The 13,627-nt window shown below is 37.0% G+C and carries 10 protein-coding genes; all 10 read right to left on the reverse strand.

Going from position 1 to position 13,627, the window contains the following annotated elements; all coding sequences use genetic code 11:
• Nucleotides 1-127: 127 nt before the first annotated feature.
• The 10 genes from AC0L5Q_RS13410 to atpA all read right to left on the reverse strand — a co-directional run bounded on the left by AC0L5Q_RS13410 (nucleotide 128) and on the right by atpA (nucleotide 13,627).
• Nucleotides 128-979, reverse strand: a complete 852-nt coding sequence (locus AC0L5Q_RS13410; RefSeq protein WP_473609438.1) for a universal stress protein — start codon at nucleotides 977-979, stop codon at nucleotides 128-130.
• Nucleotides 980-988: 9 nt separating this feature from the next.
• The gene (locus tag AC0L5Q_RS13415) at nucleotides 989-2,476 is read right to left on the reverse strand and encodes a SulP family inorganic anion transporter (RefSeq protein WP_473609441.1); all 1,488 of its coding nucleotides are present in this window, start codon (nucleotides 2,474-2,476) and stop codon (nucleotides 989-991) included.
• 621 nt (nucleotides 2,477-3,097) lie between these two features.
• On the reverse strand, nucleotides 3,098-4,927 hold the full coding sequence (glmS, locus tag AC0L5Q_RS13420) for a glutamine--fructose-6-phosphate transaminase (isomerizing) (RefSeq protein WP_473609446.1): 1,830 nt from the start codon (nucleotides 4,925-4,927) through the stop codon (nucleotides 3,098-3,100).
• Between the two features lie 31 nt (nucleotides 4,928-4,958).
• On the reverse strand, nucleotides 4,959-5,720 hold the full coding sequence (locus tag AC0L5Q_RS13425) for a DeoR/GlpR family DNA-binding transcription regulator (RefSeq protein ID WP_473609449.1): 762 nt from the start codon (nucleotides 5,718-5,720) through the stop codon (nucleotides 4,959-4,961).
• 119 nt (nucleotides 5,721-5,839) lie between these two features.
• The gene (locus AC0L5Q_RS13430; RefSeq protein ID WP_473609453.1) at nucleotides 5,840-7,747 is read right to left on the reverse strand and encodes an alpha/beta hydrolase family protein; all 1,908 of its coding nucleotides are present in this window, start codon (nucleotides 7,745-7,747) and stop codon (nucleotides 5,840-5,842) included.
• A gap of 25 nt (nucleotides 7,748-7,772) precedes the next feature.
• On the reverse strand, nucleotides 7,773-9,131 hold the full coding sequence (gene glmU / locus AC0L5Q_RS13435) for a bifunctional UDP-N-acetylglucosamine diphosphorylase/glucosamine-1-phosphate N-acetyltransferase GlmU (RefSeq protein ID WP_473609456.1): 1,359 nt from the start codon (nucleotides 9,129-9,131) through the stop codon (nucleotides 7,773-7,775).
• Nucleotides 9,132-9,263: 132 nt separating this feature from the next.
• The gene (locus AC0L5Q_RS13440; protein WP_077339686.1) at nucleotides 9,264-9,683 is read right to left on the reverse strand and encodes a F0F1 ATP synthase subunit epsilon; all 420 of its coding nucleotides are present in this window, start codon (nucleotides 9,681-9,683) and stop codon (nucleotides 9,264-9,266) included.
• A 67-nt stretch (nucleotides 9,684-9,750) separates the two neighbouring features.
• A complete protein-coding gene (gene atpD / locus AC0L5Q_RS13445; RefSeq protein WP_077339684.1) occupies nucleotides 9,751-11,136 on the reverse strand; it encodes a F0F1 ATP synthase subunit beta in 1,386 nt (461 codons plus the stop codon).
• 58 nt (nucleotides 11,137-11,194) lie between these two features.
• Nucleotides 11,195-12,055, reverse strand: coding sequence for a F0F1 ATP synthase subunit gamma (gene atpG / locus AC0L5Q_RS13450; protein ID WP_077339682.1), 861 nt, complete (start codon nucleotides 12,053-12,055; stop codon nucleotides 11,195-11,197).
• A 30-nt stretch (nucleotides 12,056-12,085) separates the two neighbouring features.
• Entirely contained in the window at nucleotides 12,086-13,627 is a 1,542-nt protein-coding gene (atpA, locus tag AC0L5Q_RS13455) for a F0F1 ATP synthase subunit alpha (RefSeq protein ID WP_473609467.1), read from the reverse strand.

A 13,627-nucleotide genomic window follows, 5' to 3' on the forward strand; every position in this document is an offset into this window, starting at 1 on the left:
TTATTTATAATGTTTAAATATCAAAAAAAAGCGACTATTCTTTATGAATATGTCGCTTTTTTTATCAAAATTTACAATAAATATTATAAAACATTCACGCTACTGTGCGCCAAGCTACCTAATAATGTTAACGCAAAATCACCATAGGTAAGTTTGTATTTTCCATCATTTTTAACGTATTACTACCTAAAAATACCTGAGCGATTTTAGAATGGGAGAATGCGCCCATCACCAACATTTCTATTTTATTTTCAGCTTTATAATTCATTAAAGCATCATAAATATTACCTTCTAAAAAGCTGGCTGTAACATTAAACCCACTTTCTATTAGTAAGTTTTTAGTTTGCTCAAATTTCTCAGCTAAAGTACTTTGCTTATTTTTTACTGTCACTAAATGACAAGTTAGGTTATGAAGTAATCCACCATCTATAATGCGCTTAACAGCTTTGTCAGCAGTTTCTCGTCCATCGTAAGCCAACATAAAGTTGCTAGGCTCTTTGAAGCCTTTATTAGCAATAAGTAAAGGCGTGTTAACCTGACGGATTATTTGTTCAATGTGCGAACCTAAAGCTTTAAAGTTTTTGCCGTGGTTTTCACCTGAACGACCAATAACAATAAAACGGGCATCAGCTTCAAGATCACAAATAGCTTCAGTGATATCACTATGGCGCTGAGTTTTATCAACTGAGCTACAGCCATTTTTAGTTGCTATTTCACAAGCCTGATCTAGCATTTCTTTACCTACCGTTAATGCTAGTTTGCTGCGCTGTTCATCTAATAAAGACATCTCTTCAAGTAAAGAGGAATGAGCACCTAAACCAATACTACCACTTAAGTTTTCTACTACAGATGTATTCACCTTTTCAATAGCATGTAAAAATAAGAGCGTTTTATTCAGTTTTTTGGCTGCCCAAATACCTGCGTTACATACATCATCCGCATAAGCCGAACTATCTACACATGTAATAATATTTTTCATGATTGTCTCCTAGTGTCCGGCCATTAATTTTTCAACTTCTTTCGGATCGTTATGTACACCAAACTTATCAACAATTGTTTCTGTTGCTTCACTCATACCAATAATTTCGACTTCTGCACCTTCACGCCTAAACTTAATAACAACTTTATCAAGTGTTGATACTGATGTTATATCCCAAAAATGTGCATTAGTTAAATCAATAACAACTTTAGTTACTGCTTCTTTAAAGTCAAACGACTCAACAAATTGCTCAGAGGAAGCAAAAAAGACTTGCCCAATAACTTGATAAGTACGAACGTCTTCACCGGTTTTTTCAGCTTTTACTACCATGAAACGCCCAATTTTATTGGCAAAGAATAAGGTTGCTAATAACACACCGACTAATACACCCATAGCTAAGTTATGCGTAGCAACTACCACTACAACGGTTGAGAGCATAACAATGCTGCTTGAAAGCGGGTTTTTCTTTAAATTAATAACTGATGTCCAAGAGAAAGTACCAATAGAAACCATGATCATTACGGCAACAAGTGCAGCCATAGGAATTTGCTTGATCCATTCATCCATAAACACCACCATGATGATCAAAAATAAACCAGCAACAAAAGTAGATAATCGGCCTCTACCACCTGATTTTACATTGATAATAGATTGACCAATCATGGCACAACCTGCCATACCGCCCATTAAGCCAGCACCAATGTTTGCAATACCTTGGCCTTTACACTCACGGTTTTTATCACTTTTTGTATCGGTTAAGTCATCAACAATCGTTGCTGTCATCATAGATTCAAGTAAACCAACTACAGCAAGCCCCACTGAATAAGGTAAAATAATCATTAATGTATTTAAGTTTAATGGTACGTCTGGCCATAAAAAGATAGGTAAAGTATCAGGTAATTCGCCCATATCACCAACAGTACGAATATCTAGCCCTACGGTCATAGCAACACCAGTTAATACAACAATACATACCAATGGAGATGGGATAGTTTTTCCAATAACAGGTAAGTACGGGAATAAATAAATAATACCAAGTCCTGCTGCTGTCATAGCATATACATGCCAAGTAACGTTTGTAAGCTCTGGTAATTGCGCCATAAAGATAAGAATAGCCAGTGCGTTTACAAAGCCAGTGACTACTGAGCTAGAAACAAACCGCATTAAACTACCCAGCTTTAAATAACCAGCAAATATTTGAAAAACACCTGTTAGCAAGGTTGCAGCAAGAAGATATTCAAGCCCATGCTCTTTCACCAAGGTTACCATTAACAATGCCATAGCACCTGTGGCCGCAGAGATCATTCCTGGGCGTCCACCAACAACAGCAATAATAACAGCGATACAGAATGATGCGTATAAACCTACTTTAGGGTCAACACCTGCAATAATAGAAAAAGCGATAGCTTCAGGGATCAAAGCCAACGCTACAACAATACCTGCGAGTAGATCGCCTCGAACATTAGAGAGCCAATCTAGTTTCATTTTTTCTAACATAAATAACCTTGTAATAAGTTTAACAAAACGCCTATGCGATATTTAGCCCAATATTATTAAGCTAAAATTTATTTAATGCTTTAACGCTTTTTAATTGTTTATTAATAATTCTGGCACTGACGCGCCCACCGAAAAACGGTATGAGGGTGCCACACTTAATTGAATGGCTTTGTATTAGGAATATTAGGGCGGCGTAACACGCAAAGCGATTTACCTTATATCAATGGAGAGTTATATAAGTATGCAACTAGCCCTATTTACGACTTAAATGGTTGTATTACTCACGCCAGAGATCAGATAATAAGTTAACCTAATCAGCCGATAATTATATCACATAATTTTTTTTAATTAATACCAAATATTACGAATAAAATGATATAACTTACTCAAAATATAGTGCCATAGATGTTCAGTTTAATTTATATGAAAACTCTATTAATATGTACGATTTTAATAACGCTTAATAACAAAAAACGATACGTTTAACGGTATCGTTTTTTAAATAATATGTATACAACATCAGGCTGAGTTATTGATTTAAATAAGTAATCCTCATTAACATTCAAGATGCGTATTCAAAGTGCATCTTGATGTAATAGACCTAATAGTAGATATAAAGACTTATTCAACAGTAACAGACTTTGCCAAGTTACGTGGCTGATCCACATCCGTACCTTTGATGATAGCTACATAGTAAGAAAGTAACTGTAATGGTAAGGTGTAAACGATTGGCGCAATAATATCGTCGCAATGAGGTACGTTAATTACTTTCATTGTTTCATCACTTTCAAACTTAGCATCTACGTCAGCAAACACATACATTAAGCCGCCACGCGCTCTGACTTCTTCTACGTTTGATTTTAATTTTTCAATTAAGTCATTTTTAGGCGCGACAACAATAACGGGCATTTCAGCATCTATTAACGCTAATGGACCATGTTTTAACTCACCCGCTGCATATGCTTCAGCATGAATATAAGAAATCTCTTTAAGCTTAAGAGCACCTTCCATTGCGATAGGGTATTGATCACCTCTACCTAAAAATAATGAATGATGTTTATCAGCAAAGTCTTCCGCTAAATCTTCAATAGAACTTGCTAGCGCAAGGACTTCTTCTAATTTGTTCGGTAATTTTTGCAATGAGCCTGTGATTTCAGCTTGAGTTTCTATACTCATACCATGATGTGAACCAATCGCTATAGTCATCATCAATAAACCCACTAACTGAGTTGTGAAAGCTTTCGTTGATGCTACGCCAATTTCGACGCCAGCTTTAGTCATAAAAGCTAAGTCTGATTCGCGTACTAATGACGAACCTGGTACGTTACAAATACTTAAACTTGATTGATAACCAATCTCTTTAGCTAAACGTAACGCTGCTAGTGTATCGGCAGTTTCACCAGATTGTGAGATAGTAACTAGTAATGCATTTTTTGGTACATGAGATTTACGGTATCTAAATTCACTCGCTATTTCGATATTACAAGAAACACCCGCTAATGACTCTAACCAGTAACGTGCCACCATACCTGAGTGATAACTGGTACCACAGGCGATGATTTGAACGTGTTCTATATTTTTAAATATTTCGTCTGCATTTTTGCCAAAAGCGTCTGTTTGAATAGTGTTTTCTGTAAAACGCCCCTCAAGGGTATTTCTTATTGCTGTTGGTTGTTCGTAAGTTTCTTTTAGCATGTAGTGACGATATTCACCTTTATCGCCAGCGTCGTGACATACTTCAGACTCTTTTGCTTCGCGTATAACTGGTTTTCCATCAACATCAAATACATTAACTTCAAAGCGTGTTATTTCAGCAACGTCACCTTCTTCTAAGAAAGCAAATCTACGAGTAACAGGTAATAATGCCATCATGTCTGATGCGATAAAGTTTTCACCCACACCGTAGCCTATTACTAAGGGGCTACCAGAACGAGCAACAACAACACGATCTTTATCATTAGTGTCTAATACAACTGTGCCATAAGCACCTTCAAGTTGCTTAACTGTTTTTTGAACAGCTTGAGTAAGGTTTTGTGATGTTTTAAGTTCATGATGTACTAAGTGGGCAATAACTTCAGTGTCTGTTTCAGAGACAAATACATAACCTAAACCCGACAATTGCGTTCTAAGTTCATCATGATTTTCTATGATTCCATTATGAACAACAGCAATGTTTTCGCTAGAAACGTGTGGATGTGCATTGATCTCGCTTGGAGCACCATGAGTAGCCCAGCGCGTATGAGCAATACCTGTACCACCCGTAAGAGGGTTAAGTTTAACCGCATCAGCTAACTCTTGTACTTTACCTAATCGACGAACGCGATTAATCTTGTTATCGCTAACAATTGCAACACCAGCAGAATCATAGCCTCGGTATTCTAAGCGTCGTAAACCTTCTACTAAAATATCTACTACATCACGCTGTGCAACTGCACCAACTATTCCACACATAACTCTTCCTTTACTTTAATTTCTCTATTCTTTAATTAACTATAATCAAGTTTAAGCCTTGATCTATAAGCTGTTTACGCTTTTCAAGCGATAAATCATCATCAGTTATTACTGTATGTATTTGATTTATTGGTATTTCTACATTGGGTATTTTTCTATTAAATTTATCTGATTCAACTAAAACAAAAACTTCTCTCGACACTTCTGCCATTACACGTGATAAGCCAATTAACTCGTTAAAGGTTGTTGTACCGCGATCTAAATCTATACCATCAGCACCGATGAATAGCTGATCAAAATCATAAGATCTTAAAGAGTTTTCAGCTACTTGACCTTGAAATGATTCAGAATGAGTATCCCAAGTTCCACCGGTCATCAATAATGTAGGTTCATTTTCTAATGTTTGTAGTTTATTCGCTATAGCTAAAGAGTTAGTCATAACCACTAACCCTTTCTTGTTATTTAATTCAGACACTAATGCTGACGTTGTGTGACCGCTATCAATAATAATTCGATTGTGATCTTTGATCATCATTGCAGCCTTTTGGGCAATCATTATCTTTCGCTGCGAAAGGTTCTCATCTTTATTGTCTGTTATCTCTTTCGGTAATGGTACTGCACCGCCATATCGACGAAGTAATAATCCGCTATTTTCTAATATAGCAAGATCTTTTCTAATCGTTACTTCTGATGTATCAAACCGTTTTGCTAATTCATCAACACCTACTTCTCCCTGTGAGTTAAGTAGAGTAATGATTGTATGTCGTCTTTGTTGGGTATTACGTTTTGACAAAAAGCATCTCCTAAGTTTCGATTCGAAAGGAATTATACCTTAAAGCGAAACAATATCAATAAAGCAAAAAAAAGAGCAACCGTATAGTTGCTCTTTTTTTATATAAAGGAAACTCTTTTTTAATGTATAGGTAAGTATTTATCTAAAAATTTGTCTAACTTTTTAAAAGTTTCTAGCCTATCTTCGTTGTTACTTAAATAATGATCTGCCCCTTCCACTTCAAGATAATCAACTATTTTATCTTCATCTATAAGTTCATCGTACATATATTCTGAATGTTTATAATCTACAACTCTGTCTTTAGATCCATGAATTAACAGTACTGGCGATTTGATTTTTTTTGCATGTTTTAAAGGTGAAGCATCCCATAATTTGTCATAATCGCTACCAATTTGTTTTTTTACAATATCATAATTCGTATACTTTCTATGTGACTTAACTAACTTTTCAATATCTGTAACGCCAGCAAAGCTTACGATACACTTGTATAATTCAGGAGTTTTAATTCCTCCCATTAAGGCCGCGTAACCACCATAACTAGCACCAACAATACAAACTTTATTTTTATCTGCAATGCCTTCGTGTATAAGCCAACGAGTTCCATCTTCCACATCATCTTGCATAGCTTGTCCCCATGAAGCAATACCTTGTTTCATAAAGTCATGCCCATAGCCTGATGACCCTCTAAAATTCATTTGAAAAACAGCATAGCCTTTATTAGCAAAAAATTGTGTCCAATAATCAAACCCGCCGCTGTCGTAACTTATTGGGCCACCATGAGGGAAAATAATAGTAGGTAGATTTTTTTCTTGTTTAATTTTTGGTAACGTTAAATATCCTTCTATAGTTAATCCATCTCGAGCTTGGTATTTTACTCTTTTCTTAGTTGCTAATAGCTCTGTTTCTAATTTAGGATATTTATAAGCAAGTACTTTAAGTGTTTTAGCTTTTTTGTCACCAATAAGGTATATACCAGGTTGATTATCGCTAGTTGCTAATAATATATACTTATTTCCGTCTGCACTTTTATCCAGTAATAAGTTATCCGTATCAGGTAACGCTTCATCAATCATTTTTACTAATTTTTTATACTCTTCATCCCAATACCTGTAACTAACACCAACTATTTCATTTGTTTCTTTAGATTTTCGTAAACGCCCATCAATATCGTAATTTTCATCATAAAAAACTAACTCTTTTTTTAATGTTTCATCATTTAAATTTACTTTGTAAATAGCATATTTGTCTTTATAAAGCGCTCTAATAAATAAAATATTATTATCTGCTCCAAATGCTAAGGGCCATACTTGGTTACTTGAAAATGCCTCAAACACCCAAAGATCTTTAAACTTACCTGTTGGCAGTTTTTCTTTTATTGTATATGTTGTTTCATCTCTATGTATTGCAATGCGTACCTTATGATTAGCATCTGTGATCCAATCAGTTACATTACCTTTTACATTTTGAATTTTTTTCCGTTTACCCTTATCTGAAATAGGTAAACGATAAACAGCTTCTCCTATACCATTTATAAAACCACCTAAAGACATGAGAATATGGTCTTTATCATTAGGTAATAAATCAATAACAGATGTTTGAACGTTTGGAATAAACTTCATTTTTTGATAGACAGATTTTGGAATTACTGGTGAAATTTTACCAGTATGAATATTTACTTTTAATAATCTAGTTTCAGTTGTAGGTGTTCTATATCTCTTGGCTGGAAACTTAGCTGTAACAAAAAGTGTCTCATTATTTGCCCAATAACTATTAGTTATAATGTACTTTTCGTTAGCGGAATAGACGAGTTGTTTATCTTCTTCCGTTTCGGTGTTGTACATCTTAATGAGTACGCCTTTATGTTTTTTCGTATTTACACGTAATGAATAAGCAATGTATTTTCCATTGGGTGCTAATCGAACATCACTAATATCAGGAATACTAACAATATCTTCAAGTGTTAACGCTTCTTGAGCTAATGACGCGCTACCTATAAATAATAGTAATGCTGTTATTAATTTTTTCATTCTACATCCTTGTACTTTATTATAATTATTTTTTAGTGGGACGCTGCCAACCATCTATATTACGTTGTTTACCACGAGCAACGGCTAGTTCATCATCCTTCACATCTTTTACTATAGTTGAACCAGCTGCCGTTGTTGCCATATTACCAATATTCACAGGCGCTACGATTGATGCATTTGAACCAATAAAAGCATTGTCACCGATAATGGTTTTAAATTTATTAACACCATCATAATTACAGGTAATTGTGCCTGCACCTATATTAGAGTTTTTACCTATTTCAGTATCACCTAAGTAAGATAAATGACCTGCTTTAGAGCCTTCACCTAATACAGTTTTTTTCATTTCAACAAAATTACCAATATGGGCATTTTGCTTTAATTCAGAACCTGGACGAATACGAGCAAAAGGACCAGCAGAAGCATTTTCGCCTATAATTGCGCCTTCAATAACTGAATTAGGTTTAATTTCTGCATTTTCACCAATAGTACTATCAATAATAATACAGTTTGCACCTATTCTTGCACCATCAGCTATTGTAACTTTACCTTCAAAAATACAATTCACATCTATTGTAATTTCTTGACCTACGGTTACTTCACCACGAATATCGATACGATTTGGGTCAAGTATACTTGCACCTGCAATCATCAATTCTTCTGCTTGACGATATTGAAAAGCTCTTTCAAGTGATGCTAATTGAACTCTGTTATTTGCACCTTCTACTTCTATTTCGCTATCAGGATGCGCTGTAGCTATTTTTTTACCTTCTTGATGAGCAGCAGCAATAATATCAGTAAGGTAATATTCGCCTTGAGCATTATCGTTTGATAAGTTTGCAAGCCATCTTTTTAAATCACCACCATTCGCTAGTAGAATTCCAGTGTTACACTCATTAATTAATAATTGCTCAGCGTTAGCATCTTTTTGTTCAACAATACCAACAACGGTGTTGTTATTACGCATTATACGACCGTAACCATTAGGATTACCTAAATGAACCGTTAACAATGACATACCGTTTTCAGGTTTAGCATCAATCAATCTATTTAAGGTAGAAACCTTTGTAAGTGGTACATCACCGTATAGTACTAATACATCTTCATCATTTTTTAAAAATGGTGATGCCATATCAACTGCATGTCCAGTACCTAATTGCTCTTTTTGTTCTACGAAAGTTAAGTCATCACCTTGTACTTTAGCTTTAAGTACATCGCCGCCAAACCCATAGACTACGTAGGTATTTTCAGCATTAACCTGCCTAGCAGCATCGATGACATGATTTACCATAGGTTTATTCGCTATAGGGTGTAACACTTTAGGTAAAGAAGATCGCATGCGAGTACCTTTACCTGCGGCTAAGATTACGACTGAAAGAGACATTTTTTTATTCCATTATCAGATTAAAGATGTATTGCTTGTCTATTGTAACTATTTTCCCATAAAAAAAGCGACCACTTACTTAACGTAAAGGTCGCCTTTTTGTATCACTAAAACTAAGTGTTAAAGTTTAAACTATTTTTTACTTGAAGCTTGGATAACACGTAATTGTGCTACTGCACGAGCTAATTCAGATGCAGCTTCTGCATAATCGACGTCTCCGCCATGATCATTTAAGTGCTTTTCTGCTCTTTCTTTAGCTTGTAATGCAGCTTCTTCGTCCAAATCATCACCACGTATAGCTACATCTGCTAATACAGTAACATTGTTTGGTTGAACCTCAAGCATACCGCCAGAAAGGTAAATAACTTCTTCGTCACCACCTTTCTTAACGATTCTTGCCATACCAGGTTTTAGTGAGGTCAGCAAAGGTGCGTGACCAGGCATAATACCTAATTCACCTTCGCTACCTGCTATCTGTAATGATTCTATGCTACCAGAGAATATGCTCTCTTCAGCACTTACTACATTAAGATTTACAGAAAGTATTGCCATGTTGACCTCCAAATGGGCGACTAAATAGACTTAGTAGTTTACTTAAGCAGTTAGTCGCCAGCCTTCATTACATGTTTTTAGCTTTTTCAGTTGCTTCTTCAATAGAACCAACCATGTAGAAAGCTTGCTCAGGTAAATCATCAAATTCACCAGCAAGTAATCCTTTAAAGCCACTGATAGTGTCTTTAAGTGATACGTACTTACCAGGAGAACCTGTGAATACTTCAGCAACGAAGAACGGTTGTGATAAGAAACGTTGAATCTTACGAGCACGGTTTACCGCAAGCTTGTCTTCTTCTGATAACTCATCCATACCTAAGATAGCAATGATATCTTTAAGTTCTTTATAACGTTGTAATGTAGATTGAACGCCACGAGCTGTTTCATAATGCTCAGCACCTACTACTAACGGATCTAATTGACGCGAAGTAGAATCTAGTGGATCGATTGCAGGGTAGATACCTTGCGAAGCGATGTCACGAGAAAGTACAACTGTTGCATCTAAGTGAGCAAAGGTTGTAGCTGGTGATGGATCGGTTAAATCATCTGCAGGTACGTATACCGCTTGGATTGAAGTGATTGAACCTTTCTTCGTAGACGTAATACGTTCTTGAAGAACACCCATTTCTTCAGCAAGTGTTGGTTGGTAACCAACGGCTGATGGCATACGACCTAACAATGCAGATACTTCTGTACCAGCAAGTGTATAACGGTAGATGTTATCTACGAAAAATAATACGTCACGACCTTCGTCACGGAATTTTTCAGCCATTGTTAAACCAGTAAACGCTACACGTAAACGGTTTCCTGGAGGCTCGTTCATTTGGCCGTAAACTAACGATACTTTATCAAGTACGTTAGAATCGTTCATTTCATGGTAGAAATCGTTACCTTCACGAGTACGCTCACCTACACCAGCAAATACTGAGTAGCCGCTATGCTCAATCGCGATGTTACGAATAAGTTCCATCATGTTAACGGTTTTACCAACACCAGCACCACCGAATAAACCAACTTTACCACCCTTAGCGAATGGACATACTAAATCGATTACTTTGATACCAGTTTCTAATAGTTCATTAGACATCGCTTGGTCAGCATAAGCTGGAGCCGCACGGTGAATTGACCATTTTTCTTCTTCGCCGATTGGGCCAGCTTCATCAATAGGCTCACCCAAAACGTTCATGATACGACCCAAAGTTGCAGTACCAACTGGAACTTGAATGTTATCACCTGTGTTTACTACGTTCAGACCACGACGCAAACCATCTGAAGAACCCATAGCGATAGTACGAACTACGCCACCACCAAGTTGCTGTTGTACTTCTAGTACTAAGCCACTAAGGTCACCTTCGGTTATATTTAATGCGTCATATACCTGAGGTACAGCATCTTGTGGGAATTCTACATCCACAACTGCGCCAATGATTTGGACGACTTTACCTGTACTCATGTTTAATCCTCTAATCTTGTGCTCTTATTTACTAATAAAATAAACAAAGAACCTTTGCTTATACCGCTGCCGCGCCAGCACAAATTTCACCCAATTCTTGAGTAATACTTGCTTGACGAGCTTTGTTATATACCAATTGTAAATCATCAATTAAGTCACCCGCATTATCTGTTGCAGCTTTCATTGCAATCATACGAGCGGCTTGTTCACATGCGAGGTTTTCAACCACACCTTGATATACTTGAGACTCTGTATAACGAACAAGTAGTTGTTCAAGCAAAGCTTGAGCATCTGGTTCGTATATATAATCCCAGCGATGCTTAATTGCGTCATCATCTGACTTAGGCAAAGGTAAAAGTTGATCGATTGTCGGTTTTTGCGTCATTGTATTAACAAACTTGTTATACACAACAAACAACTTATCTATATCACCATTATCATAGGCATTTAACATCACTTTCACACTACCAATTAAATCAGTAAGTGAAGGTTCGTCACCTAAACCTGAAATTTGTGAAGTGATTTTAGCACCCATATTGTTGAAAAATGCAGTAGCTTTAGAGCCAACAACTGCAAATTCAACTTCGGCGCCAGCTGCTTGCTGTTTACCAGCATCAGCAAGTACTTGTTTAAATAAATTAATATTTAAACCACCACACAAACCACGGTCTGTTGATACAACGATATAACCTACGCGCTTAACTTCGCGTTCAACCATATAAGGATGATTGAACTCTAAATTACCAAGCGCGATGTGACCGATCACATTTCGCATATTTTCAGCGTATGGACGAGATGCAGCCATGCTATCTTGCGCTCTGCGCATTTTACTAGCTGCAACCATTTCCATTGCGCTGGTGATCTTCTGTGTGTTTTTTACACTTCCGATCTTTGATTTAATCTCTTTACCACCAGCCATGACTAATTCTCCGCGAAAAGGTTAACTAAATTACCAAGTTTGAGTAGCTTTAAAAGCTTCAATTGCTTTAGCTAAACCAGCTTCGATATCTTTGTTATAGTCACCTTTTTCGTTGATAGTAGCCATAAGCTCAGCGTGATCACTGTTCACGTATGAACGAAGTGCATCTTCAAAATCAACTACTTTTTCAATAGCAACATCATTTAAATAGCCTTTTTCTGCGGCAAACAATGATACGGCTGTTTCAGCGATTGATAATGGGCTGTATTGCTTTTGCTTCATCAACTCAGTAACACGTTGTCCATGCTCTAATTGAGCACGAGTCGCGTCATCTAAATCAGATGCAAATTGAGCAAATGCGGCTAACTCAGCATATTGTGCTAATGCTAAACGGATACCACCACCAAGTTTCTTGATGATTTTCGTTTGAGCAGCACCACCAACACGTGATACAGAGATACCGGCGTTAACAGCAGGACGAATACCTGAGTTAAATAGGTTAGATTCTAAGAAGATCTGACCATCGGTAATTGAAATAACGTTTGTTGGTACGAATGCTGATACATCACCCGCTTGAGTTTCAATAATTGGTAATGCTGTTAAAGAACCTGTTTTGCCTTTAACTTCACCATTAGTGAATTTCTCAACGTAAGCTTCGTTTACACGAGCAGCACGTTCTAATAAGCGAGAGTGAAGATAGAAAACGTCACCTGGGTATGCTTCACGACCTGGCGGACGACGTAATAATAATGAAATTTGACGGTAAGCAACTGCTTGCTTTGACAAATCATCATATACGATTAACGCATCTTCACCGCGGTCACGGAAGTATTCACCCATAGTACAACCAGAGTAAGCTGATAAGTATTGTAATGCAGCAGCCTCAGAAGCACCGGCAACAACAACGATAGTATTATCTAACGCGCCGTGCTCTTCTAAAGAACGAACTAAGTTCGCAACAGTAGAGGCTTTTTGACCAATAGCTACATAAACACACTTAATGCCTGTGTTTTTCTGGTTGATGATTGCATCTAGTGCAATCGCTGATTTACCGATCTGGCGGTCACCAATGATAAGTTCACGTTGACCACGACCGATAGGAATCATTGCATCAATTGATTTAATACCTGTTTGTACAGGTTCATCAACAGATTTACGTTCGATAACACCTGGTGCCATTACTTCAACAGGAGAGAAACCATCGTTTTCGATAGGTCCTTTTCCGTCAATAGGTTCACCTAATGTGTTTACTACGCGGCCTAATAAGCCACGTCCTACTGGTACTTCCAAAATACGGCCAGTACTTTTAACTTTTACGCCTTCAGCTAGGTCCGCATATGGGCCCATAACTACCGCACCTACCGAATCTCGGTCTAGGTTTAACGCTATTGCGAAGCGGCTGCCAGGAAGTTCGATCATCTCACCTTGCATTACATCTGCAAGGCCATGGATGCGAATGATACCGTCAGTTACAGAAACGATAGTACCTTCGTTACGAGCTTCACTAACTACGTCAAACTTTTCAATACGATTTTTGATCAGTTCGGCGATTTCAGTGGAATTCAGTTGCAT

This window comes from Pseudocolwellia sp. G5-9, assembly GCF_055808995.1.

Coding starts and splice junctions, on each gene's coding strand:
- AC0L5Q_RS13410 (WP_473609438.1), bottom strand. CDS start 979: ATGAAAAATATTATTACATGTGTAGATAGTTCGGCTTATGCGGATGAT.
- AC0L5Q_RS13415 (WP_473609441.1), bottom strand. CDS start 2,476: ATGTTAGAAAAAATGAAACTAGATTGGCTCTCTAATGTTCGAGGCGAT.
- glmS (WP_473609446.1), bottom strand. CDS start 4,927: ATGTGTGGAATAGTTGGTGCAGTTGCACAGCGTGATGTAGTAGATATT.
- AC0L5Q_RS13430 (WP_473609453.1), bottom strand. CDS start 7,747: ATGAAAAAATTAATAACAGCATTACTATTATTTATAGGTAGCGCGTCA.
- glmU (WP_473609456.1), bottom strand. CDS start 9,131: ATGTCTCTTTCAGTCGTAATCTTAGCCGCAGGTAAAGGTACTCGCATG.
- AC0L5Q_RS13440 (WP_077339686.1), bottom strand. CDS start 9,683: ATGGCAATACTTTCTGTAAATCTTAATGTAGTAAGTGCTGAAGAGAGC.
- atpD (WP_077339684.1), bottom strand. CDS start 11,136: ATGAGTACAGGTAAAGTCGTCCAAATCATTGGCGCAGTTGTGGATGTA.
- atpG (WP_077339682.1), bottom strand. CDS start 12,055: ATGGCTGGTGGTAAAGAGATTAAATCAAAGATCGGAAGTGTAAAAAAC.
- atpA (WP_473609467.1), bottom strand. CDS start 13,627: ATGCAACTGAATTCCACTGAAATCGCCGAACTGATCAAAAATCGTATT.